This is a genomic window from Pseudomonas sp. GW821-FHT02C04 (assembly GCF_059421845.1).
Genome location: NZ_JBWKVT010000004.1, coordinates 369,793 through 393,383, shown reverse-complemented (window position 1 = coordinate 393,383; position 23,591 = coordinate 369,793). Strand labels below are relative to the sequence as shown.

The 23,591-nt window shown below is 61.1% G+C and carries 17 protein-coding genes and 1 pseudogene; 10 read left to right on the top strand and 8 right to left on the bottom strand.

The genetic code is table 11. The annotated features are described in order from the left end of the window. Positions 1 to 75: 75 nt before the first annotated feature. Complete coding sequence (gene putP, locus AC07VV_RS17450) at positions 76 to 1,560, bottom strand: sodium/proline symporter PutP (protein ID WP_495036928.1); 1,485 nt, start codon at positions 1,558 to 1,560, stop codon at positions 76 to 78. Positions 1,561 to 2,018: 458 nt separating this feature from the next. On the opposite strand from putP, the gene putA reads away from it, so the two are divergent. Together putA and AC07VV_RS17440 are read left to right on the top strand one after the other, a co-directional pair. Beyond that, complete coding sequence (gene putA, locus AC07VV_RS17445; RefSeq protein WP_495036927.1) at positions 2,019 to 5,972, top strand: trifunctional transcriptional regulator/proline dehydrogenase/L-glutamate gamma-semialdehyde dehydrogenase; 3,954 nt, start codon at positions 2,019 to 2,021, stop codon at positions 5,970 to 5,972. A 144-nt stretch (positions 5,973 to 6,116) separates the two neighbouring features. Next, positions 6,117 to 7,919 carry an acyl-CoA dehydrogenase gene (locus AC07VV_RS17440; protein WP_495036926.1) on the top strand — a complete coding sequence of 601 codons (1,803 nt, stop codon included), beginning with the start codon at positions 6,117 to 6,119 and terminating at the stop codon, positions 7,917 to 7,919. A gap of 46 nt (positions 7,920 to 7,965) precedes the next feature. Here the strand turns inward: AC07VV_RS17440 and AC07VV_RS17435 are convergent, their stop codons facing one another. The 4 genes and pseudogenes from AC07VV_RS17435 to AC07VV_RS17420 all read right to left on the bottom strand — a co-directional run bounded on the left by AC07VV_RS17435 (position 7,966) and on the right by AC07VV_RS17420 (position 10,533). Beyond that, positions 7,966 to 8,697, bottom strand: a complete 732-nt coding sequence (locus AC07VV_RS17435) for a methyl-accepting chemotaxis protein (protein ID WP_495037065.1) — start codon at positions 8,695 to 8,697, stop codon at positions 7,966 to 7,968. A gap of 135 nt (positions 8,698 to 8,832) precedes the next feature. Beyond that, positions 8,833 to 9,858, bottom strand: a pseudogene (locus tag AC07VV_RS17430) (cache domain-containing protein); the annotation flags it as partial. A gap of 145 nt (positions 9,859 to 10,003) precedes the next feature. Continuing rightward, positions 10,004 to 10,306 carry a cell division protein ZapA gene (locus AC07VV_RS17425; RefSeq protein WP_096819884.1) on the bottom strand — a complete coding sequence of 101 codons (303 nt, stop codon included), beginning with the start codon at positions 10,304 to 10,306 and terminating at the stop codon, positions 10,004 to 10,006. Continuing rightward, complete coding sequence (locus tag AC07VV_RS17420) at positions 10,303 to 10,533, bottom strand: hypothetical protein (RefSeq protein ID WP_007952320.1); 231 nt, start codon at positions 10,531 to 10,533, stop codon at positions 10,303 to 10,305. Before AC07VV_RS17420 ends, AC07VV_RS17425 begins: the two co-directional genes overlap by 4 nt. A gap of 277 nt (positions 10,534 to 10,810) precedes the next feature. On the opposite strand from AC07VV_RS17420, the gene AC07VV_RS17415 reads away from it, so the two are divergent. The 4 genes from AC07VV_RS17415 to selO all read left to right on the top strand — a co-directional run bounded on the left by AC07VV_RS17415 (position 10,811) and on the right by selO (position 19,236). Further along, positions 10,811 to 12,436 (top strand): methyl-accepting chemotaxis protein, encoded by a 1,626-nt coding sequence (locus AC07VV_RS17415; protein ID WP_096819885.1) that lies wholly within the window; start codon positions 10,811 to 10,813, stop codon positions 12,434 to 12,436. Positions 12,437 to 12,593: 157 nt separating this feature from the next. Beyond that, a complete protein-coding gene (locus AC07VV_RS17410) occupies positions 12,594 to 14,336 on the top strand; it encodes a potassium/proton antiporter (RefSeq protein ID WP_457380382.1) in 1,743 nt (580 codons plus the stop codon). A gap of 34 nt (positions 14,337 to 14,370) precedes the next feature. Then, on the top strand, positions 14,371 to 17,724 hold the full coding sequence (gene mscK / locus AC07VV_RS17405) for a mechanosensitive channel MscK (RefSeq protein WP_495036925.1): 3,354 nt from the start codon (positions 14,371 to 14,373) through the stop codon (positions 17,722 to 17,724). Positions 17,725 to 17,772: 48 nt separating this feature from the next. Then, positions 17,773 to 19,236, top strand: coding sequence for a protein adenylyltransferase SelO (gene selO / locus AC07VV_RS17400; RefSeq protein WP_495036924.1), 1,464 nt, complete (start codon positions 17,773 to 17,775; stop codon positions 19,234 to 19,236). A 6-nt stretch (positions 19,237 to 19,242) separates the two neighbouring features. On the opposite strand, the gene AC07VV_RS17395 is transcribed toward selO, so the two are convergent. Both AC07VV_RS17395 and AC07VV_RS17390 read right to left on the bottom strand, forming a co-directional pair. Then, positions 19,243 to 19,644 carry a helix-turn-helix domain-containing protein gene (locus AC07VV_RS17395; RefSeq protein ID WP_495036923.1) on the bottom strand — a complete coding sequence of 134 codons (402 nt, stop codon included), beginning with the start codon at positions 19,642 to 19,644 and terminating at the stop codon, positions 19,243 to 19,245. Next, positions 19,641 to 19,937, bottom strand: coding sequence for a type II toxin-antitoxin system HigB family toxin (locus AC07VV_RS17390; RefSeq protein ID WP_134825235.1), 297 nt, complete (start codon positions 19,935 to 19,937; stop codon positions 19,641 to 19,643). Before AC07VV_RS17390 ends, AC07VV_RS17395 begins: the two co-directional genes overlap by 4 nt. 194 nt (positions 19,938 to 20,131) lie before the next feature. On the opposite strand from AC07VV_RS17390, the gene trxC reads away from it, so the two are divergent. Beyond that, positions 20,132 to 20,566, top strand: a complete 435-nt coding sequence (gene trxC, locus AC07VV_RS17385) for a thioredoxin TrxC (protein WP_495036922.1) — start codon at positions 20,132 to 20,134, stop codon at positions 20,564 to 20,566. Positions 20,567 to 20,696: 130 nt separating this feature from the next. Here the strand turns inward: trxC and AC07VV_RS17380 are convergent, their stop codons facing one another. After that, positions 20,697 to 21,467 carry a ParA family protein gene (locus AC07VV_RS17380; protein ID WP_096819891.1) on the bottom strand — a complete coding sequence of 257 codons (771 nt, stop codon included), beginning with the start codon at positions 21,465 to 21,467 and terminating at the stop codon, positions 20,697 to 20,699. A 370-nt stretch (positions 21,468 to 21,837) separates the two neighbouring features. Here AC07VV_RS17380 and AC07VV_RS17375 point away from each other — a divergent pair, with 370 nt between their 5' ends. The 3 genes from AC07VV_RS17375 to AC07VV_RS17365 are packed head-to-tail and all read left to right on the top strand — an operon-like array spanning position 21,838 to position 23,589. Continuing rightward, positions 21,838 to 22,563, top strand: a complete 726-nt coding sequence (locus tag AC07VV_RS17375; RefSeq protein WP_495036921.1) for a beta-ketoacyl synthase chain length factor — start codon at positions 21,838 to 21,840, stop codon at positions 22,561 to 22,563. Beyond that, positions 22,539 to 23,348 (top strand): lysophospholipid acyltransferase family protein, encoded by an 810-nt coding sequence (locus AC07VV_RS17370; protein ID WP_495036920.1) that lies wholly within the window; start codon positions 22,539 to 22,541, stop codon positions 23,346 to 23,348. Before AC07VV_RS17375 ends, AC07VV_RS17370 begins: the two co-directional genes overlap by 25 nt. Then, complete coding sequence (locus tag AC07VV_RS17365; RefSeq protein WP_085711082.1) at positions 23,329 to 23,589, top strand: phosphopantetheine-binding protein; 261 nt, start codon at positions 23,329 to 23,331, stop codon at positions 23,587 to 23,589. The genes AC07VV_RS17370 and AC07VV_RS17365 overlap by 20 nt, the downstream gene beginning before the upstream one ends. Positions 23,590 to 23,591: the final 2 nt, after the last annotated feature.

The following is a 23,591-nucleotide window of genomic DNA, read 5'->3' as shown; positions in this document are numbered from 1 at the left end:
ATCGCAGGCAATAAAAAACGGCCCGCTTCCTGGTAGGAAACGGGCCGTTTTCTTGTGAGCCTCAGCTCATTTCCATCACTTGTTCAGATGGAAATCCTTCTCGGCCGCTTCAAAGCGTTGAACCATGCCGGTGCTCGGCTGGCCCAGCAGGCTGACGAAGTAGATCGCCAGGCTGGCGAAGATGAAGCCCGGGATGATTTCGTACAGGCCGAGCACTTCGAAATGCTTCCACACGATCACGGTGATCGCGCCGACCAGGATGCCGGCCAGTGCGCCGTCGCGGGTCATCTTCTTCCAGATTACCGAGATCAGTACGACTGGACCGAACGCTGCGCCGAAACCAGCCCAGGCGTAGGACACCAGGCCCAGCACGCGGTTTTCCGGGTTGGCCGCCATCGCGATAGCGATCAGTGCAACCAGCAACACCATGGCGCGGCCGACCCATACCAGCTCGACTTGCGAGGCGGATTTGCGCAGGAAGGTTTTGTAGAAGTCTTCGGTCAGGGCGCTGGAGCACACCAGCAACTGGCAGCTCAGGGTGCTCATCACCGCCGCCAGAATGGCCGACAGCAGGACACCGGCAATCCACGGGTTGAAGAGGATCTTCGCCAGTTCGATGAACACACGCTCGTGGTTCTCGCTCACGGGCATTGCCACGTCCGGGTTGGCCGAGAAGTAAGCGATACCGAAGAAACCCACAGCCACGGTGCCGCCCAGGCACAGGATCATCCAGGTCATGGAGATGCGACGGGCGTTGGCGATGGATTTCACCGAGTCAGCGGCCATGAAGCGCGCCAGGATGTGCGGCTGACCGAAGTAACCCAAGCCCCAGCCCATCAGCGAAATAATGCCGATGAAAGTGGTGCCTTTGAGCATGTCGAAGTTGCCAGGATCGTTGGCTTCGATGGCCAGGAACGTGGTGTCCACGCCGCCGGTGGCCAGCAGCACGATGATCGGCGTCAGGATCAGCGCGAAGATCATCAGGGTGGCTTGCACGGTGTCGGTCCAGCTTACCGCGAGGAAACCGCCGACGAAGGTGTAGGCAATTGTCGCCGCAGCACCGGCCCACAGCGCGGTCTCGTAGGACATGCCGAAGGTGCTTTCGAACAGACGGGCGCCGGCCACGATGCCGGAAGCGCAGTAGATGGTGAAGAACACCAGAATCACCACCGCCGAAATGATCCGCAGCAGGCCGCTTTTGTCTTCGAAACGGCTGGAAAAGTAGTCCGGCAGGGTCAGCGCATCGCCGTTGTGTTCGGTTTGAACACGCAGACGGCCGGCGACGAACAGCCAGTTCAGGTAGGCACCGACGATCAGGCCGATGGCGATCCAGCTTTCGGACAGGCCGGACATGTAGATGGCGCCCGGCAGGCCCATCAGCAACCAGCCGCTCATGTCGGAAGCGCCGGCGGACAATGCGGTCACCACGCTGCCCAGGCTGCGGCCGCCCAGAATGTAGTCGGAAAGGTTGTTGGTGGAGCGATAGGCCATGAAGCCGATCAGCACCATTGCTGCGATGTAGATCACGAACGTGATCAGGGTTGGATTGCTTGCGCTCATTACGTACGTGCCCTGGCTTTGTTTTTATGTAGCGGCGGCGGTTGCACCGTTTGCAGACTGACGTCTGACAGACGATTCGCACGGCCGCGCATTTATGACCAATGTTTCCCCAGGAAAGCCATTGGCCGGTACACCGGGTTCCCCGGTTGCACCTTGGGCGCGAATCCTATGCAACAAAGCAAAACAGGTGCAACCAGTTTCTTGAGAATTAGTTGCACCTACGTCGTTTTTTCGACTGCAAACCGCCTATTTTGCACTGTTCCGGCGCAGTGACACCCCTCCATCTTCCTTGAAAGCACCTATCTAGAGCGGTCATCGCGAAGCTGAAATTTATTCCTGACAAGCTGCCGAATATTCCGACAAAAAAAGGGTTGCACCCGGTTGCACCTCTGCAAGCTCACGGCTAATCTTGCCGCCAGCTGTTGTCGCGCAACTGCGGCACCTATGAGGATAAAAATATGGCTACCACCACCCTTGGGGTCAAACTTGACGACCCGACCCGCGAGCGCCTGAAGGCCGCCGCAACCTCGATTGATCGCACGCCGCACTGGCTGATCAAGCAGGCAATTTTCAATTACCTGGAAAAACTCGAGGGTGGTGCAACCCTGACCGAGCTGAACGGTTTGACCGCCAAGGATGCCGACGAGGCAGGCGAAGTCCACACCGATCACGCCCACCAATGTTTCCTCGAATTCGCCGAAAGCATCCTGCCGCAATCGGTGCTGCGCGCCTCGATCACCGCCGCGTACCGTCGCCCTGAGCCGGAAGTGGTGCCGATGCTGATCGAGCAGGCTCGCCTGCCGGCACCGATGGCCGAAGCCACCAACAAACTTGCCGCCTCCATCGCGGAAAAACTGCGTAACCAGAAGAGTGCCGGCGGTCGTGCAGGCATTGTTCAGGGCCTGCTGCAGGAATTTTCCCTGTCGTCCCAGGAAGGTGTGGCGCTGATGTGCCTGGCCGAAGCGCTGTTGCGTATCCCGGACAAAGGCACTCGCGATGCACTGATCCGCGACAAGATCAGCACCGGCAACTGGCAGCCGCACCTGGGCAACAGCCCGTCGCTGTTCGTCAACGCGGCGACCTGGGGTCTGCTGCTGACCGGCAAACTGGTGTCGACTCACAACGAAGCCGGCCTGACTTCGTCCCTGAGCCGCATCATCGGCAAGAGCGGCGAGCCGATGATCCGCAAGGGCGTCGACATGGCCATGCGCTTGATGGGCGAGCAGTTCGTGACCGGCGAAACCATCGCCGAAGCCCTGGCCAACGCGAGCAAGTTCGAAGCCAAGGGTTTCCGCTATTCCTACGACATGCTCGGTGAAGCGGCGCTGACCGAACACGACGCCCAGAAGTACCTGGCCTCGTACGAACAAGCCATTCATTCGATCGGCAAAGCCTCTCACGGCCGTGGGATTTATGAAGGCCCGGGCATCTCGATCAAACTGTCGGCCCTGCACCCGCGTTACAGCCGCGCCCAGTACGAGCGCGTGATGGATGAGCTGTATCCGCGCCTGCTGTCGCTGACCCTGCTGGCCAAGCAATACGACATCGGCCTGAACATCGACGCCGAAGAAGCCGACCGCCTGGAGCTGTCGCTGGATCTGCTCGAACGCCTGTGCTTCGAGCCGCAACTGACGGGCTGGAACGGCATCGGCTTCGTGATCCAGGCCTACCAGAAGCGTTGCCCGTATGTGATCGACTACGTGATCGACCTGGCTCGCCGCAGCCGTCATCGCCTGATGATCCGTCTGGTGAAAGGCGCGTACTGGGACAGCGAAATCAAGCGCGCCCAGGTCGAAGGTCTGGAAGGCTATCCGGTCTACACCCGCAAGGTGTACACCGACGTTTCCTACATCGCCTGCGCCCGCAAACTGCTGTCGGTGCCGGAAGTCATCTACCCGCAGTTCGCCACGCACAACGCCCACACCCTGTCGGCGATTTATCACATTGCCGGTCAGAACTATTACCCGGGCCAGTACGAATTCCAGTGCCTGCACGGCATGGGCGAACCGCTGTACGAGCAGGTTGTAGGCAAAGTCTCCGAAGGCAAGCTGAACCGCCCGTGCCGTGTGTACGCTCCGGTCGGTACCCACGAAACCCTGCTGGCGTACCTCGTGCGTCGCCTGCTGGAAAACGGCGCCAACACTTCGTTCGTCAACCGCATCGCCGACCAGTCGATTTCGATTCAGGAACTGGTGGCCGATCCAGTTGCGCAGATCGAGCAAATGGCGACCGTGGAAGGTGGTTTCGGCCTGCCGCACCCGCGCATTCCGCTGCCGCGTGACCTTTATGGTTCCGAGCGCGCCAACTCCAGCGGTATCGACATGGCCAACGAACATCGTCTGGCATCGCTGTCCTGCGCCCTGCTGGCGACCGCGCACAACCACTGGAAAGCCGCGCCGATGCTCGGTTGCGCCTCCAGCAACGAAGCACCGGCACCAGTCCTGAACCCGTCCGATCTGCGTGACGTGGTCGGCCATGTGCAGGAAGCCACCGTCGAAGACGTCGACAACGCCATTCAATGCGCCCTGAACGCTGCACCGATCTGGCAGGCCACCCCGCCGGCCGAACGCGCCGCGATTCTGGAACGTGCCGCCGACTTGATGGAAGGCGAGATTCAGCCGCTGATGGGCCTGCTGGCTCGCGAAGCCGGCAAGACCTTCGCCAACGCCATCGCCGAAGTCCGCGAAGCGGTCGACTTCCTGCGTTATTACGCAGTGCAGGCCCGCAACGATTTCAGCAACGACGCCCACCGCCCACTGGGCCCGGTGGTCTGCATCAGCCCGTGGAACTTCCCGCTGGCAATCTTCAGCGGTCAAGTCGCCGCCGCACTGGCCGCCGGTAACCCGGTCCTGGCCAAACCGGCCGAACAAACTCCGCTGGTGGCTGCACAAGCCGTACGCCTGCTGCTCGAAGCCGGGATCCCGGAAGGCGTGCTGCAACTGCTGCCGGGTCGCGGTGAAACCGTCGGTGCCGGCCTGGTGGGTGACGAGCGCGTCAAAGGCGTGATGTTCACCGGTTCCACCGAAGTCGCGCGCCTGTTGCAACGCAACATTGCCGGTCGCCTCGACAACCAGGGCCGTCCGATTCCGCTGATCGCCGAAACCGGCGGCCAGAACGCGATGATCGTCGACTCTTCGGCACTGACCGAACAGGTGGTGATCGACGTGGTGTCGTCGGCCTTCGACAGCGCCGGTCAACGTTGCTCGGCCCTGCGCGTCCTGTGCTTGCAGGAAGATTCGGCTGATCGCGTCATCGAAATGCTTAAAGGTGCGATGGCTGAAAGCCGTCTTGGCAACCCGGAGCGCCTGTCCGTGGACATCGGCCCGGTGATCGACGCCGAAGCCAAGGCCGGCATCGAGAAGCACATCCAGGGCATGCGCGACAAAGGTCGCAACGTGTACCAGGTGGCTATCGCCGATACCGAGGAAGTCAAACGCGGCACCTTCGTCATGCCGACCCTGATCGAACTGGAAAGCTTCGACGAGCTGCAACGCGAGATCTTCGGCCCGGTGCTGCACGTGGTGCGCTACAAGCGTAAAGAAATCGACCAGTTGATCGCCCAGATCAACGCCTCCGGTTACGGACTGACCCTCGGCGTGCACACCCGCATCGACGAGACCATCGCCAAGGTGATCGACAACGTCAACGCCGGTAACGTCTACGTCAACCGCAACATCGTGGGTGCCGTGGTCGGCGTCCAGCCGTTCGGTGGTGAAGGCCTGTCGGGTACTGGTCCGAAGGCCGGTGGTCCGCTGTACCTGTACCGTTTGCTGTCGACGCGTCCTACCGATGCCATCGAACAATCCTTCGCTCGCGGTGATGCAGCCGTGGCACCGGATGTTCGTCTGCGTGACGCCCTGAGCAAACCGCTGGTCGCCCTGAAAGCCTGGGCCGACAGCAACAAGTTCGCCGACCTGAGCACTCTGTGCGTGCAATACGCAGCCCAGTCGCAAAGCGGTATCACCCGCGTACTGGCCGGCCCGACCGGCGAGAAGAACAGCTACGCGATCCTGCCGCGCGAGCACGTGCTGTGCCTGGCGGACATCGAAGGTGACCTGCTGACCCAACTCGCTGCGGTACTGGCAGTGGGCGGTTCGGCGGTCTGGCCGGAATCCGACACCAGCAAGGCATTGTTCGCACGCCTGCCGAAGGAGATTCAGGCGCGGATCAAGCTGGTTTCCGACTGGAACAAGGATGACGTGGTGTTCGACGCGGTTCTGCATCACGGCCATTCCGACCAGTTGCGTGCGGTCTGCCAGCAGATCGCCAAGCGTGCCGGCGCCATCGTCGGGGTTCAGGGCCTGTCCCAGGGCGAGACCAACATTGCGCTGGAGCGCCTGGTGATCGAGCGCGCATTGAGCGTCAACACCGCAGCAGCGGGCGGTAACGCCAGCCTGATGACCATCGGTTAATCGCCGACTCTGTCAGCAACATAAAAAATGGGCGCCCTCACCGGCGCCCATTTTTTTTGCCTCTCCATCACCGTTATCAATCTTCCTGTTCAGCCTTTATTCGCAAGCCTAGACTCGGTCCATTCCAAAAAAAGGTAGGCCGCCATGTCCGAGACGCTGCTCAGTTCCCGCAATCTGGCTTTCGAGCTGTACGAAGTCCTCGATGCCGAGGGCCTGACCCGGCGCGAGCGGTTTGCCGAACACAACCGCGAAACCTTCGATGCCGCCATCGGCACGGCGCGCAACATCGCCGAAAAGTACTTCGCACCGCACAACCGCAAGGGTGACGAAAACGAGCCGCGCTACGAGAACGGTCAGGCGATTCTGATTCCCGAAGTGAAACCGGCGGTGGATGCCTTCCTCGAAGCCGGATTCCTCAACGCCGCGCGCAGTTTCGACGCTGGCGGCATGCAACTGCCTACATTGTTGTCCCAGGCCTGCTTCGCCCACTTTCAGTCGGCCAACGCGGCGTCGACCTCGTACCCGTTCCTGACAATGGGCGCGGCCAACCTGATCGAAAGCTTCGGCACCGACGAGCAGAAGCAGCGCTTCCTGCAACCGATGATCGACGGTCGCTTCTTCGGCACCATGGCCCTGACCGAACCCCATGCCGGGTCGTCGCTGTCGGATATTCGTACCCGCGCAGAACCGGCGTCCGACGGCACTTATCGCCTGAAGGGCAACAAGATCTTCATCTCCGGCGGCGATCACCCGCTCTCGGAAAACATCGTGCACATGGTGCTGGCCAAATTGCCGGACGCGCCAGCCGGGGTGAAGGGAATTTCGCTGTTCATCGTGCCCAAGTTTCTGGTCAACGATGACGGCAGCCTCGGCAAGCGCAATGACGTGCTGCTGGCCGGGCTGTTCCACAAGATGGGCTGGCGCGGAACGACCTCGACCGCGCTGAACTTCGGCGATAACGGCGAGTGTGTCGGCTATCTGGTGGGCAAGCCGCATCACGGTTTGAGCTACATGTTCCAGATGATGAACGAGGCGCGGATTGGCGTCGGCATGGGCGCGGTGATGCTCGGTTACGCCGGTTACCTGTACTCGTTGGAGTATGCCCGCGAACGTCCACAGGGCCGTGTGCCGGACAGCAAGGACCCGACGACGGCGCCGGTGGCGATCATTCAGCACGCGGATGTCAGACGCATGCTGCTGACGCAGAAGTCCTACGTCGAAGGTGCGTTCGATCTTGGCCTGTACGCGGCGCGGCTGTTCGATGACACCACCACGCTGGAAACCGAAGCCGGGCGCAAACAGGCCCATGAATTGCTGGACCTGCTGACGCCGATCGTCAAATCCTGGCCATCGGAGTTCTGCCTCAAGGCCAACGAACTGGCGATCCAGATTCTCGGCGGCCACGGCTACACCCGCGAATACCCGGTGGAACAGTACTACCGCGACAATCGCCTGAATCCGATCCACGAAGGCACCCACGGCATTCAGTCCCTTGATCTGCTGGGACGCAAACTGGCGCAAAACGGTGGCGCCGGGCTCAAGCAACTGATTCGCCTGATTGCCGACACGGCCGAACGCGCGGTGGCGTACGAATCGTTGACCGCATTGCGTGAGCCGCTGGAGAAACTGGTCGCACGCCTGCAGAGCGTGACCATCGGCTTGCTGACGGATCTGGCCCAGGGCAAGGTCAACAGCAGCCTGGCGAATTCGGCGCTGTACCTGAAAGTGTTCGGGCACACGGTGATTGGCTGGCGCTGGCTGGAGCAGGCGATTCGGGCCGAAGAAGGGTTGGCCAAGGGGAATGCGGCGGATACCGACTTCTATAAGGGCAAGTTGCAGGCGGCGCGGTATTTCCTGACGTGGGAAGTGCCGGGTTGCCATCATGAGCTGGCGTTGCTGGAGGCTCGGGATGATACGTGCCTTGCAATGCAGGACGCGTGGTTCTGACCCGTTGATGATCGTTCCCACGCGTTGCGTGGGAACGATCAACTAATCAGGTAAGTTTGAACCCACCCATCTGCCGCGCCAGATCATCCGCCAGCCGCTGCAGCATCTGACAATCCTCACGACAAGCCCGAACCTCTCCCGCCGTCGCCCGCGCCAGATCGGAAATCCCCTGCACGTTGCGGTTGATCTCCTCGGTCACCGCCGACTGCTCCTCCGTCGCCGTCGCCACCTGATGGTTCATGTCGCTGATGCGCTCGACCTGCCCGGTAATCGCGGTCAAAGACGCACCCGTACGCTGGCTCGACTCTACGCCGGTGCCGGTTGCCGCCTGTCCCGTACGCATTGAAGACACCGCATTCTCCGCCCCCTGCTTGAGGCTGCCGATCATCTGCTGGATTTCGTCAGTGGATGCCTGAGTGCGGCGCGCCAAGGTGCGCACTTCATCGGCCACCACAGCAAAACCACGCCCCATGTCCCCGGCCCGCGCCGCTTCAATCGCCGCATTCAGCGCCAGCAGATTGGTCTGCTCGGAAACACCGCGAATCACTGCCAACACTTGATCGATCGACGCCACCTGATGCGCCAACTCACCCACCGCCCCCGCCGCGACGCCGATTTCATCGGACATGCTTTCTATATGGCGAATCGAACTGCCGACCACTTCCCGCGCCTGCATCGCTTCATCGCGAGCCGTTTGCGAGGCGAGCGCAGCGTTGCCTGCGTTCTGGGCGATTTCCTGCACGGTCAGGCCCATTTCGTGGACGGCGGTGGCAACCATGTCGGTCATTTCCTGCTGGCGACCGGAGCGCTCGGCGGTGTTATCCACAACCCTGGCAACTTGGCCGACCGCAACGCGCAGACGCTCACTGGTGGTCAGCACCTCGGCGATCATCCCGCGCTGACTGTCGAGGAAACGGTTGAAGCCCCGAGCGAGGTCGCCCAGCTCGTCGGCGCGGCTGGAATCTAACCGATGGGTCAAATCTCCACCACCGCTACCGATTGCTACCAGTGCGGCTGTTACCTGACGAATCGGGCGCACCAATCCCTGAGCCAGCCAGATCACCAGCGCCAGACAAACCAGCGCCACCGCCAGACCGATGCCGCTGCTCATCCACATCGCACGGCGGGCTTCGGCGTAGATCTGTGACTGCGGCACTTCGGCCACCAGGGTCCAACCGAGGTCACGCAAAGGCAGGCTGAAGGCGAGGAAGTCTTCGCCGTCACGCTGGAAGCTGCTGTTGGCCGCCACTTTATGGCCCATGACCGCTTGTGCCGCGCTTGCGCCGATCTGCTCGCTCAAGGTGCGCTTGCCGCTGAACTGTGCTTCGGGATGGACCTGGATCAAACCGTCGGAACGCACGAGATAGACCTTCCCGCGCTCGCCGAAGCTGAAGTTGTGGATCAGCTCCGACAGCTCTTTCATGCTCAACCCGAGCCCCGCAACGCCGACCACTTTGCCGGCCTGCTCGACCTTCAAATCGATGAACAGCGCCAACTCTCCGGTTGCCCCGTCGTTGTCGATGTTCAGGGTTCGGGGCTGATTGCTGTCGAGGAAAGAGTAAAACCAGGCGTCGGCCGATTTGGATCGGCTGAGGGTGCGATCCAGGCCTTTTTCGGTGATGTAGTGATTGGATTCCGTGCCGATGATCAGCGCGGTAAACGCCTTGTGTTCGGCGCGGATGCCTTCCAGATACTGCGCGAAGCCTGCCGTTTTAGCGGAATCTTCGCCATTGGCCAGCCAATCGCGGACCATCGTATTGCTGGCAATGTCTTTGGCGGCGGTGAGGGGTTGAACGAGAATTCGCTCGATGTCGTTGCGCGTCGCTTCGATGCTCGACGGCAACGCCTGCTCGACCAGATAGCTCTGGGCGAGGCGGTTGACCACCAGGGTATAAATGCCAACCACGATCAGGATGCTGACCAGCAGGGCGGTGCCCATGCCGAGGATCAACTGCCATTGAATACTGCGACGCCAGAACTGCATGGAGCACCCCCCAAAGAATAAGAGGCTGAAACACTGCAACAGCCGTGCCGATTGTATACAACGCAATCGACAATCTTATTCTTTGGTTGTGCGCAACCCATCAACCCTGATTGATGGTCTTGGCGATGGTCTCGACCGTGGCGCTGACTTGCTCTTGGTAACGCTCGAGTTCCTGCTGGTGCTGCTTCTTCATTTCAATCTGCTGCGAGCACAGATTCATCGCCGCCAGCACCAGCAGGCGGTCACCGATCAGCGTCGGGTATTTGCGTTTGGTGTCGGCCAGTGCGGCCTTGAGCATCAATGCGGCGTCCAGCAGGGTCTGTTCTTCCCCGGCCGGTGCCTTGATCGAATAGTCCTCCCCCATGATGGAGACGACTTTTACCCCTGCTGTGCCGTGGTTCATGCGCTGACAGGACCTGCGTTGACGCGATCAACCAGGGCCTGGATGCGAGCGGCAGTGGCGCCGTGTTTTTCTTCCTGCTCCATCAGGCTCAGTTGCAGGCTTTCGTTTTCATCCTTGGCCTGGGCCAGTTCCGTGGACAGGGTCTGGTTGGTTTCCGAGAGGGTCTGGTTCTGTTGCACCAGATCGCTGACGAGCTGTTCCAATTGGCTGAGGGATGCTTCCAACATTTTGATCTTCCAGGGCATTTTCAAAGGGCGCGTACGATAAAGAAAAGTCGTCGTGGATGCCAGGGTTAAACCGGCGCAAGGCCTTGATTTTCCTGGTGGCCGACCGTTCCTGCGAGTGTTAGAGACTGTGATCTGCCGATCTGGTTCCTGCACTTCGTCGCCCGGCCTTCAGTGCGACAAATACGCGCACCGGCTCAAGACTTTAGTCGTATGACCGATAAGTCATCCAACAGCAGTCTCAGCCCGCATGGATGCGGCCCTTCCTGGTATACGCCCCATGTCCCTTCGCAATATGAATATCGCCCCCCGGGCGTTCACCGGTTTTGCCCTGATCGGCGGCCTGATGCTCATTCTCGGTGTGTTCGCCCTGAACCAGATGAGCAAGATCCGCGGCGCCGCCGAAAACATCACCACCACCAGCGTGCCGAGCATCAAGAACCTCGACGAGTTCACTCAGCTGACCCTGCGCCTGCGAGTGCTGTCGTACCGTTTGCTGGTGAACCGCGAGCCGGACATCCAGCAGAAAACCATCGAACTGCTGGAGATGCGCAACCAGCAGATCCGCAAGGCCCAGACCGATTACGAGCCGTTGATCGGCAGCCCGGCCGAACGTGCGGCCTATGACCAATATGTGCAGTTGCTGGGTCAGTACCGCCAGATCGAAGACCGGATGAAAACCCTGTCGCGCAACAATCAGGTGGATGAACTGCGCAACCTGCTGAACACCCAGTTGCTCGACAACTCCGAAGCGATGAACTCGGTGCTCAACCGTCTGATGCAAATCAACGGCGAGCAGATCAGCACCACCAACCAGCAAGCCGCCGAGCAGTTTTCTTCGGCTTTCAGCCTGGTGGTGACGCTGCTGGTGATCGCGACCGGCCTGACCTTCCTCTTCGCCTGGCTGCTGACCCTGAGCATCACCAAGCCGATTTCCAAAGCGCTGGATGCGGCGGAAACCATCGCCGAAGGCAACTTGACCCAGCCGATCCACGTTGACGGCACCGACGAAGCCGGACGCCTGCTGGCGGCCATGGCCAAGATGCAATCGAAGCTGCGCGACACCCTGCAGCGAATCTCCGGCTCGGCCACCCAACTGGCCTCCGCCGCCGAAGAGCTGAACAGCGTCACCGACGAAAGCGCCCGTGGCCTGACCCAGCAGAACAACGAAATCGAGCAGGCTGCCACCGCAGTCAACGAGATGACCAGCGCGGTTGAAGAAGTCGCACGCAACGCCGTCAGCACCTCGGAAGCCTCGAAGAACGCCACCACCTCCGCCGGCGACGGCCGTGACCTGGTGCAGGAAACCGTCAGCGCCATCGAACGCATGAGCGCCGACGTGCAGAGCACCGCCACCCTGATCGGTGATCTGGCCAACGAATCCCGTGACATCGGCAAGGTGCTGGACGTGATTCGCGGCCTGGCCGACCAGACCAACCTGCTGGCACTGAACGCTGCCATCGAAGCGGCCCGTGCCGGTGAAGCCGGTCGCGGTTTTGCCGTGGTGGCGGACGAAGTCCGTGCCCTGGCGCACCGTACTCAGCAATCGACCAGCGAAATCGAGCGCATGATCGGCAGCATCCAGAGCGGCACCGAACACGCCGTGGATTCGATGCGCAACAGCACCGAACGCGCCGAATCGACCCTGAACATCGCCCGTGGCGCCGGCCTGTCGCTGGACACCATCAACACGGCCATCGTCGAAATCAACGAGCGCAACCTGGTGATCGCCAGCGCCGCCGAAGAGCAGGCGCAGGTAGCGCGGGAAGTGGATCGCAACCTGGTGAACATTCGCGATCTGTCGGTGCAATCGGCGACCGGCGCGAATCAGACCAGTGCGGCGAGCAACGAGCTGTCGCGCCTGGCGCTGGATCTGAACAATATGGTTGGGCGGTTCAGCCTGTAACCTTCCGCATGACTGATCGTTCCCACGCCCGTGGGAACGATCTTGCACTCCGCGCAAAAAGCTTTTTGACAGCATCACATTTCAACAGGTTAGAATCGCTGGCACGCAGACTGCATGGTCAGTTTGTGCCCGTCTTTCCGCTTCTGGAGTACTGCCTTTGAATGCGACGACCATCAACAGCCTGTTCTTGATCGGCGCGTTGCTGGTAGGTGCGAGCATTCTTGTCAGTTCCCTTTCGTCGCGTCTCGGCATCCCGATTCTGGTGATCATCCTTGCAGTCGGCATGACTGCCGGGGTCGATGGCGGCGGCATCATTTTCGATAACTACCCGACGGCCTATCTGGTCGGCAACCTCGCTCTGGCGGTGATCCTCCTCGACGGCGGTTTGCGCACCCGGGTGTCCAGTTTCCGCGTGGCCTTGTGGCCGGCCTTGTCGCTGGCCACCGTCGGCGTCCTTATAACCACCGGTCTCACCGGCATGGCCGCTGCGTGGCTGTTCGACCTGAACCTGATTCAAGGCCTGTTGATTGGCGCCATCGTCGGCTCGACGGACGCCGCGGCGGTGTTCTCGCTGCTCGGCGGCAAGGGCCTGAACGAACGGGTGACCGCCAGCCTGGAAATCGAATCCGGCAGCAACGACCCGATGGCGGTGTTCCTCACCGTGACCCTGATCGACATGCTCGCCAGCGGCCAGACCGGCCTGCACTGGAGCCTGTTGACCCACCTGATCCGCGAGTTCGGCATCGGTGGCGTGATCGGCCTCGGCGGCGGCTGGCTGATGCTACAACTGGTCAACCGGATCAACCTCGCCACCGGCCTCTATCCGATCCTGGTAATCGCCGGCGGCCTGGTGGTGTTCGCCCTGACCAACGCCCTGCACGGCAGCGGCTTCCTCGCCGTTTACCTGTGCGGCCTGGTGATCGGCAACCGTCCGGTGCGCAGCCGTCACGGCATCCTGCACATGCTCGACGGCATGGCGTGGCTGGCGCAGATCGGCATGTTCCTGGTGCTGGGCTTGCTGGTTACTCCTCACGACTTGCTGCCGATCGCCCTGCCTGCTCTGGGCCTGGCGCTGTGGATGATTCTGTTCGCACGGCCACTGTCGGTGGTGGTCGGGTTGCTGCCGTTCAAGGCGTTCCACGGTCGCGAAAAGGCCTTCATTTCCTGGGTCGGCCTGCGTGGCGCGGTACCGATCATTCTCGCGGTGTTCCCGCTGATGGCCGGGCTGCCGAATGCGCAGCTGTACTTCAACCTCGCGTTCTTCATCGTGCTGGTGTCGCTGCTGGTGCAGGGCACGAGCCTGCCGTGGGTGGCCAGACTGCTCAAGGTGACGGTGCCGCCGGAGCCTGCGCCGATCTCCCGTTCGGCCCTGGAAGTGCACATCACCAGCGAGTGGGAGCTGTTCGTTTACAAGCTCGGCGCGGAGAAATGGTGCATCGGTTCGCCCCTGCGGGAGCTGAAAATGCCCGAAGGCACACGTATCGCAGCCCTGTTTCGCGGTCAGCAACTGCTCCATCCGTCGGGTAGTACGGTGCTGGAAGTCGATGATTTGCTGTGCGTTATCGGCCATGAACACAACTTGCCGGCCCTCGGAAAACTGTTCAGCCAGGCACCGCAACGGGGCCTCGATCTGCGTTTCTTCGGCGACTTCGTACTCGAAGGAGACGCCCAGCTCAAAGCGGTTGCGGCCCTGTACGGCCTTCCGGCCGATGGCATCGATCCAGACATGACCCTGGGCCACTTCATTGCCCAGAAAGTCGGCGGTGCGCCGATCGTGGGCGACCAGGTGGAATGGAACAACACCCACTGGACGGTTGCGGTCATGGACGGGAACAAGATCGCCAAAGTGGGCGTCAGATTCCCCGAAGGAAGTCGCCCGGGCCCCGGGCTCTTCCTCTAAACTGCCTCCACTCTCACTTGCTTGACCGGTCTCTATGCCTACCCTGCGCTCCTTTTTCCTCGCGGCCCTGCTGGGCCTGAGTCTTACTGTCGGCCCGCTGCACGCCGCAGAACCGCCATCCAGCGACGCCGTGCAGGCCAACCTGGACAAGCTCACCGACAGCAAACTGCCCGAGGCCGACAAAAAGGCCCTGCAAACGCTCCTGCAAAACACGCTGAACCAGCTCAACAACCGGCGTGACTACGAGCAGAAGCTGAGCGACCTCAAGCAGCAGTTGGCCACCGCGCCGAAGCAGACCATCGAGAACGCGCGCGAACTGACGCGACTCAAGGCCACCCCTGTGGTGCCAGTGGCGCAGCGCTTCACCAAAGAAAACATCCAGCAGCTGGAACAGATACTCACCGAGCGCTCGACCCAGCAAAGCGATCTGCAAAAAGCCTTGGCCGATGCCAACAGCCTGATCATCACTGCGCAGACTCGCCCTGAGCGCGCCCAGGCAGAAATCGCCAGCAGCCAGACGCGCATCCAGCAGATCAACAGCATCCTCAAGACCGGCAAGGACAGCGGCAAGACCCTGAGCGCCGAGCAACGCGACCTGCTCAACGCCGAGCTGTCGGCGCTCAATGCACTGATCCCGCTGCGCCGTCAGGAACTGGCCGGCAACAACCAGTTGCAGGATCTGGGCAACAGCCAGCATGACCTGCTCACGGAAAAGTCCGACCGCCTGGACCATGAGATTCAGGAACTGCAAACCCTGATCAACCAGAAACGTCTGACCCTGTCTCAGGAAACCGTGACGCAGCAGTCGATCGAGGCTCAGAAGTCCGGCAGCAGCACCCTGCTCGCCACTGAAAGCGCGGCCAACCTCAAACTCTCCGACTATCTGCTCAAAAGCACCGACCGCCTCAACGAACTCACCCAGCAGAACCTGCAGACCAAGCAGCAACTGGACAGCGTGACCCAGAGCGATTCGGCCCTCGACGAGCAGATCAATGTGCTCAAGGGCAGCCTGCTGCTGTCGAAGATTCTCTATAAACAGAAACAGGCGCTGCCGCGCCTCAAGGTCGACCGCGACCTGGCGGATCAGATCGCCGACATTCGCCTGTACCAGTTCGAAATCAACCAACAGCGCGAACAGTTGAGCAATCCGGCGACTTACGTGGACACCCTGCTGTCCACCCAGCCGCCGGAGCAAGTCACGCCGCAGCTGCGCAAGAGTTTGCTGGAGCTGGCCAACACCCGCGTCGATCTACTGGAGCGGCTGAGCCGCGAACTGAGCGCGATGCTCAACGAGTCGATCACCCTGCAACTGAACCAGAAGCAACTGCTGAGCACCGCGCAAAGCCTGCGCGCGACCCTCGACGAGCAGATGTTCTGGATCCCCAGCAACAAGCCGCTGGACAACGAGTGGATTCGCGGCGTGCCGGAACGCCTGAAACGCCAGATCGACACCCTGCCGCTGGCCTCGAGCCTGAGCGAACTGACCGACGGCCTGACCCAGCGCCCGTTGCTGTTCCTGCCGCTGGCGCTGCTGATCGGCGCGCTGCTGTGGCGCCGCAAACAGTTGTATTCACGACTGAACAAGGTTCACCAGGACATCGGACACTTCAAACGTGACAGCCAGTGGCACACGCCGCAGGCGATTCTGATCAACATCCTGCTGGCGATGCCGGTGGCGCTGGGCCTGGCGTTGTGCGGGCTGGCGCTGCAGATCGATGCCCGGGGCCAGAACGCCAACATGGGCGCAGCCCTGCTGCAAATGGGTCAGGCGTGGCTGGTGTTCTATACCGCTTACCGGATCCTCGCGCCGGGCGGTGTGGCCGAGCTGCACTTCCGCTGGGAAAAACCGCAGGTCGAATTCCTACAGGGCTGGGTGCGTCGCCTCGGTCTGGTGGTGATGGCACTTGTGGCGGTGGTGGCGGTTGCCGAGCTGCAACCGGCGGCGCTGGCCGATGACGTCATCGGCATGCCGGTGGTGCTGACCTGCTACGCCCTGATGGGGTGGCTGCTCAGTCGACTGCTGATCAGCAGCCCGGCCCACGAAAACGCCTCGCTGTTCCGCAAGGCCGTGGGTGTGATGTTCACGCTGCTGCCGATCGCGCTGTTCGTCGCGGTGTGCTTCGGCTACTACTACACCGCGCTGAAACTCAGCGACCGCTTGATCAACACCCTGTACCTGCTGATGTTCTGGCTGGTGATCGAAGCCACCTTCGTCCGTGGCCTCGCGGTCGCGGCACGGCGCCTGGCCTACCAGCGCGCCCTGGCCAAACGTCAGGCAGCGAAAGAAGCCGGCGACGGAGAAGCGGTGATCGAAGAACCGACCCTGGACATCGAAAAGGTCAACGAACAGTCCCTGCGCCTGATTCGCCTGGCGCTGCTCGGCGGTTTCATCGCCGCGCTGTACTGGGTCTGGGCCGACCTGATCACGGTGTTCTCGTACCTCGACAACATCACCCTCTACGAATACACCAGCGGCACCGGCGCCAACATGAGCATGGTGCCGATCAGCATCGGCGACATGCTCGGCGCGCTGATCATCATCGGTATCACCTTTGCGCTCGCACGCAACTTGCCGGGCCTGCTGGAAGTGTTCGTGCTGTCGAAACTCAATCTGGCCCAGGGCAGTGCCTACGCGACCACGACGCTGCTGTCGTACGTGATCGCCGGGGTCGGTTTCGTCTCGACCCTGTCGACTCTCGGCGTGAGCTGGGACAAGTTGCAATGGCTGGTGGCGGCGCTGTCGGTCGGCCTCGGCTTCGGTATGCAGGAGATCTTCGCGAACTTCATCTCCGGCATCATGATCCTGTTCGAACGTCCGGTGCGGATCGGTGACACCATCACCATCGGCAACCTGTCTGGCACGGTGAGCAAGATCCGCATCCGCGCCACGACCATCACCGACTTCGACCGCAAGGACATCATTGTCCCGAACAAGACGTTCATCACCGGGCAACTGATCAACTGGTCGCTGACCGACACCATCACCCGGGTGACGCTGAAACTCGGCGTCGATTACGGTTCCGATCTGGACCTGGTCAAGGAATTGCTGCTCAAGGCCGCCCGGGAAAACCCGCGCGTGCTGAAGGAGCCCGAGCCGCATGTGTACTTCCTCAACTTCGGCGAAAGCACCCTCGACCACGAACTGCGCATGCACGTGCGCGACCTCGGTGACCGCAACCCGGTGATCGACGAGGTCAACCGCTTCATCAACCGCGAGTTCAAGAAGCAGCACATCAACATCTCGTTCCGGCAGATGGAGGTTTACCTGAAAAACCTCCACGGCCAGGAGTACAAACTGGTGCCGGTCGAAGACGACAGCAAAACCATCGTGCCCGTCAGCGGCGAGCAAAAACCGCTGCAAGAGCCGCCGCCCGCCAAACTCGACTAACCCGACTAATCCCAGCAGAATGCTCGGACATTCTGCTGGAGCCGGCCCTTGAAAGCCCTCGACGAACTGACCTTCGACAACCGCTTCGCCCGCCTGGGCGACGCGTTCTCGGCCCATGTGCTGCCTGAACCGATCGACAACCCGCGACTGGTGGTCGCCAGCCCGGCGGCCCTGGCGCTGCTGGATCTGGATCCGGCGACGGCCGACACCCAGGAATTCGCTGAACTGTTCGGCGGCCACAAGTTGTGGGCCGATGCCGAGCCGCGGGCGATGGTCTATTCCGGGCATCAATTCGGCGGCTACACCCCGCAACTGGGCGATGGTCGCGGGCTGCTGCTGGGCGAGGTCTACAACGCGGCCGGCGAGCATTGGGACTTGCACCTCAAGGGCGCCGGACAGACACCGTTTTCGCGCATGGGAGATGGTCGTGCGGTGCTGCGTTCGTCGATCCGCGAGTTCCTCGCTTCCGAAGCGCTGTATGCGCTGAACATCCCGTCTTCACGCGCCGCGTGCGTGATCGGTTCCGACACCCCGGTCTGGCGTGAGAAACAGGAACGCGCCGCGATGGTGCTGCGGCTGGCGCCAAGCCACGTTCGCTTCGGCCATTTCGAATATTTCTATTACACCAAGCGTCCCGAGCAGCAGAAGTTGCTCGGCGAACACGTGCTGGCGATGCACTTCCCCGAATGCCTGGAACAGCCGGAACCGTATCTGGCGATGTTCCGCGAAATCGTCGAGCGCAACGCCGAGCTGATCGCCAAGTGGCAGGCCTACGGTTTCTGCCACGGGGTGATGAACACCGACAACATGTCGATCCTCGGCATCACCTTCGACTTCGGCCCGTTCGCCTTCCTCGATGACTTCGATGCGAACTTCATCTGCAACCACTCCGATGATCAGGGCCGGTACTCGTTCAGCAATCAGGTGCCCGTCGGCCAGTGGAACCTCAGCGCCCTGGCCCAGGCCCTGACGCCGTTCATCAGCGTCGAAGCCCTGCGCGAAACCCTTGGCCTGTACCTGCCGCTGTTCCAGGCCCATTACCTCGACCTGATGCGCCGCCGTCTGGGCTTCACCACGGCCGAGGACGAGGACCAGCAACTGCTGGAACAACTGCTGCAATTGATGCAGAACAGTGGTGTCGACTACACCTTGTTCTTCCGTCGTCTGGGTGAGGAATCAGCGGATCAGGCTGTTGCCCGGTTGCGCGATGACTTTGTGGATATCCGAGGTTTCGACGCCTGGGGCGAGCGTTACGTCGACCGTGCTGCACGCGATGGTGCGACCGATCAGGAACAACGCCGCGCGCGGATGCATGCGGTGAATCCGCTCTACATCCTGCGCAATTACCTGGCGCAGAAGGCGATCGATGCGGCGGAACAGGGTGACTATTCGGAGGTTCGCCGACTGCATGCGGTGTTGAGCAATCCATTCGAGGAACAGCCTGGAATGGAGAGCTATGCGGAACGGCCGCCGGAGTGGGGAAAGCATTTGGAGATCAGTTGTTCGTCGTGATCAAGGTCAGGTAAACACGTCGATCGGTACATTGAAGCGCTCGGCCAACCAGCGGATTTGGCGCAGGTTGAGCTTGCGCTTGCCACTCAATACTTCCGAAACAACCGATTGAGTCCCGACACCCGGCAGGTCGCTTTGTGTCAGGCCGTGCTCGCGCATCATATAGCCGAGGACTTCTTCGCCGCTCGCCTCGGCCATGGGGTGATGCGTGCGATCCCATTCCGCAATCCAGTCACTAATGATGTCGACCAGACTCATCAATGGATGCGATTCATCATCACCGGTTATGTCGAGTATTTCTTCGACAGCCCGCACCAGCCTGTCGTAGTCCTCTTCACTTTTCGGTTTTCGAAGCAAAGGCGAGACAAACTCCCAGTGCTCGGCAACCGTCTTGATCAGAATGCTCATACCTTTCCCTCCTTCCATTTACCGCGCTCGTATTCGCGGTGATCAAGCACATGCTTTATGTAGAGCGTCCGAGATCGATAACTGACGAAAGCGATCAACCTCAGTTTGTTGCCTCCAATATCGAAAACATGAAATTCACCGACCTTGTCAGTCGCAGGAAAAATTGACTTCATCGCCGCGAAATCGCAGGGATTACTTCTTTTTGCCAAACGAAACCACTGTGCCAATGCACTTGCTGCCTGTGGCCACATTTCCTTGGCCTCTCGAATTGGTTTTTCGCTAAACACATGCATGCAACATCCTTATCGCATTCTGCTATGGGGAGTTAATCACAGATCAAAGATATCGCAAGTTGCGATACTGCCAGGCAGACCAACGGACTCAGCCGGCATCTCTCAGCCTAGGCTCGGTGCTGAACACTGCACGATTGAAAATATGAGCAAACGTCTCCAACTAGCAGTCATCAGTTCTCCTCCGGATCCCTATCATGACCGACCCACTCCTCATCCCCTGCCCCTCCTGCAACGGCCTCAACCGCATTCCAGCCGAGCGCCTCAACGACCACCCGAAATGCGGGCGCTGCAAGTCAGAGGTGCTGTTGAGCAAGCCGTTCGAACTCAAGCAAGGCGACTACGCCAGCCAGATCAAAGGCGATCTGCCGTTGCTGGTGGACGTATGGGCGGACTGGTGCGGGCCGTGCAAGTCGTTTGCGCCGGTGTTCGAGCAAGCCGCTGCGCAATTGGCAGGCAAGTGCCGGCTGGCCAAGCTGGACAGCGAGGCCAATCAGCAGTTGTCGGCGCAATTGGGGATCCGCTCGATTCCGAGCCTGATTCTGTTCAGGAATGGCCGTGAGGTGGCGCGGCAGAGCGGGGCGTTTCCGCTGCCGCAACTGATGGCGTGGCTGCGCAGCCAGGGCATCTGATCGCGGCGCACATTCCCTGTGGGAGCGAGCCTGCTCGCGATGACGGTTGCTCATTCAACAAATGGTTTGAATGAAAGACCGCTATCGCGAGCAGGCTCGCTCCCACAGTTCTTGATGCTGGCTCAGACGGTCAGGCGTCTTCCAGCAGGTTGTGCAGTTCGACGAACTGCTGCGTCAGCTTGTGTCGCGGATCGAGGTGGATCAGCGGTGTGCTGGCCTGGTGCGATTCGCGCATGCGCACTGAGCTGGCGAGGTAAACCGGCAGCACCGGCAAGCCTTCAGCGATCAATTCATCGAGAATCTGCTGCGGCAGGCTGGCCCTGGCCTGGAACTGGTTGACCACGATGCCTTCGACTTCCAGGCCTTCGTTGTGGTCATCCTTCAACTCTTCGATCTCCGACATCAGCCCGTACAAGGCCTGGCGGGAAAAGCTGTCGCAATCGAAGGGAATCAACACCCGATCGGCAGCAATCAGCGCCGAAACCGCATAAAAATTCAGGGCCGGCGGCGTATCAAGGTAGATACGGTCGTAGTCCTCGCTCAACTCATCGAGCAACTTACGCAGCTTGTTGATCTTGTGCTTGGCCTCGAGTTTGGGCTGCAAGTCGGCCAGTTCCGCCGTGGCGGTGATGATGTGCAGGTTGTCGAACGGGGTTTCGTAGATATCGGCCTTGTTCTTCTTGGAGAACGGGCCTGAAGACAGGGTCTGCTTGAAGAAGTCGGCAATACCCATCGGAATGTCGTCACCGGTGAGCCCGGTCAGATACTGAGTGGAGTTGGCCTGGGCATCGAGGTCCACCAACAGCGTGCGATAACCTTCGCTGGCGCTGACCGCCGCCAGATTGCAGGCGATGCTGGATTTGCCCACGCCACCTTTCTGATTGAACACCACGCGCCGCATGACAAAACCTCCGTGTATCAAAGAATGACCGAGTGTAGTGGTGCCCGACCCCGCTTCGCTACCTTCACGGACACGGACTACAGGGTCAGGCGCAAATATCTCAATGGACACGGCGCAAATGCCGCCATTGACCGCCGATATGCCCGACAGACAATCCCGCCGCAATCCGGATAATGGCCAAGTGACAGTTTTTGCCATGTACCCTTCGGTCCATTTCAGCGCGCAAAATGTAACCAGCATTTGCTACACACTCGTCGCACCGGGATAATGCGCGCCACCCGGCGCCAAGCGCCACGCCACTTTCGGCAAGGTCAGCACCTCTGTGGCTTTGGCAGAACCGCGTCAAAAACAGCCCGCAGGGGCGGGATGAATGTCCGTGATCAACTTCAACATCGCCCAATGGCGCGCCTGGGCTCCCGGGCTCGACAGTGTGGACGCCTGGCAAGCCTGGAGCCGACAGCCGGTCGTGCTCCCGAGCAGCGATGCCGCACCCGATGTGTCGTTCCTTCCCGCCATGCAGCGCCGCCGTCTCAGCCGCCTGGCGCGGATGGCCTTCAGTGTCGGCTGGCCACTGGCCGACGGTCGGGAAAACCTGCCGCTGGTCTTCGTGTCCCGCCACGGTGAAACCCCGCGCACGTTCGACATCCTCAGCGACCTGGCCAACGAACAACCGCTGTCACCGACCCAGTTCAGCCTCTCCGTGCACAACGCGATCATCGGCCTGTGGTCGATCATGCGCGGCGAAACCAGCGAGATGACGGCCCTTGCCGCCGCTGGCGACGGCCTCGAACACGGCGTGCTGGAAGCCGCCGCCCTGCTGGAAGAAGGCGCTCCCGCCGTGCTGCTGGTGATCACCGAAGAGCAGCCGCCCGAGGCCTATTCGGCGTGGATCGATGATGTGCCGTTTCCGTATGCGGTGGGTTTGCTGCTGACCCCCGGTACCGACTGGCGGCTGACCCTGAACAGCGCCCCGGAAGCACTGTCCAAAGCGCAATGGCCCCACGCGTTGAATCTGCTGCAAACCCTGCTCGGCCAGCAAACCCTTTGCCAACATGCCTGGAAAAATCGTGTATGGACCTGGCAACGCAACCCGTGACCGAAAAAAACCGCGACGCCTACTACTGGCGTCTGCTGGCCACCGCCACCAGCTTCGCCCTGTTCGGGCTGGGCGGGCTGTGCCTGCGCCTGCTGGTGTTTCCGCTGCTGGGTTGCCTGCCGGGTGACGCGAAGACCCATCGGGAGCGGGCACGGCAGACCGTCAGTCGGCTGTTCTGGTTTTTCGTCCGGTTCATGGCCCGCACCGGGGTGCTGACCTACGACATCCAGGGTGCTGAGCGCCTTGGCCGTCCGGGGCAGATGATCATCGCCAACCACCCGTCGCTGATCGACGTGGTGTTCCTGATCGGTCTGGTGCGCCACGCCAATTGCGTGGTGAAAAAAAGCCTGTGGGAAAACCCTTTCACCCGCGGCCCGCTGCGCAGCACCGAATACATCAGCAACGACGGCAGCATGGACATGCTCGATGCCGCCGCCGATGCGCTGCGAGACGGGCAGACCCTGATCATTTTCCCGGAGGGCACCCGCACCCAGCCCGGACAGGCACCGGCCTTCCATCGGGGCGCGGCGGCCATCGCACTGCGGGGTGCGAAAATTCTCACCCCGGTGATCATCAAGGTCAGCCCGACTACGCTGACCAAGGCCGAACCCTGGTATCGCATCCCCTGCCGCCGTGTTCACTTCAGTTTTCGCGTCGGGGCCGATATAGACCCACAGACCTTTGCCGCACAAGGCCCTGCACCGCAGGCCTCGCGCAAGCTCAACGACTTTCTGCACCATTTTTTTATCAAGGAGCTCGCCGAAGATGAGCGATCTGCACCGTGAGATAAAACTGCTGATCATCGACGCCCTGGGCCTCGAAGACATCAGCGTCGACGATATTGGCGACGACCAGACGCTGTTTGGCGAAGGCCTGGGCCTGGATTCGGTCGACGCCCTGGAACTTGGCCTGGCCATCCAGAAAAAGTACGGCATCAAGATCGATGCCGACGCCAAGGACACCCGCAACCATTTCACCAACGTGGCGAGCCTTGCGGCGTTCGTCACGGCAAAACAGGCAGCTTGAGA

Excerpts from the sequence above, each read along its gene's own strand:
- putP (WP_495036928.1), bottom strand. The coding sequence starts at position 1,560 with ATGAGCGCAAGCAATCCAACCCTGATCACGTTCGTGATCTACATCGCA.
- putA (WP_495036927.1), top strand. The coding sequence starts at position 2,019 with ATGGCTACCACCACCCTTGGGGTCAAACTTGACGACCCGACCCGCGAG.
- AC07VV_RS17440 (WP_495036926.1), top strand. The coding sequence starts at position 6,117 with ATGTCCGAGACGCTGCTCAGTTCCCGCAATCTGGCTTTCGAGCTGTAC.
- AC07VV_RS17435 (WP_495037065.1), bottom strand. The coding sequence starts at position 8,697 with ATGGTTGCCACCGCCGTCCACGAAATGGGCCTGACCGTGCAGGAAATC.
- AC07VV_RS17425 (WP_096819884.1), bottom strand. The coding sequence starts at position 10,306 with ATGAACCACGGCACAGCAGGGGTAAAAGTCGTCTCCATCATGGGGGAG.
- AC07VV_RS17420 (WP_007952320.1), bottom strand. The coding sequence starts at position 10,533 with ATGTTGGAAGCATCCCTCAGCCAATTGGAACAGCTCGTCAGCGATCTG.
- AC07VV_RS17415 (WP_096819885.1), top strand. The coding sequence starts at position 10,811 with ATGTCCCTTCGCAATATGAATATCGCCCCCCGGGCGTTCACCGGTTTT.
- mscK (WP_495036925.1), top strand. The coding sequence starts at position 14,371 with ATGCCTACCCTGCGCTCCTTTTTCCTCGCGGCCCTGCTGGGCCTGAGT.
- AC07VV_RS17395 (WP_495036923.1), bottom strand. The coding sequence starts at position 19,644 with ATGAGCATTCTGATCAAGACGGTTGCCGAGCACTGGGAGTTTGTCTCG.
- AC07VV_RS17390 (WP_134825235.1), bottom strand. The coding sequence starts at position 19,937 with ATGCATGTGTTTAGCGAAAAACCAATTCGAGAGGCCAAGGAAATGTGG.
- trxC (WP_495036922.1), top strand. The coding sequence starts at position 20,132 with ATGACCGACCCACTCCTCATCCCCTGCCCCTCCTGCAACGGCCTCAAC.
- AC07VV_RS17380 (WP_096819891.1), bottom strand. The coding sequence starts at position 21,467 with ATGCGGCGCGTGGTGTTCAATCAGAAAGGTGGCGTGGGCAAATCCAGC.
- AC07VV_RS17375 (WP_495036921.1), top strand. The coding sequence starts at position 21,838 with ATGTCCGTGATCAACTTCAACATCGCCCAATGGCGCGCCTGGGCTCCC.
- AC07VV_RS17370 (WP_495036920.1), top strand. The coding sequence starts at position 22,539 with ATGGACCTGGCAACGCAACCCGTGACCGAAAAAAACCGCGACGCCTAC.
- AC07VV_RS17365 (WP_085711082.1), top strand. The coding sequence starts at position 23,329 with ATGAGCGATCTGCACCGTGAGATAAAACTGCTGATCATCGACGCCCTG.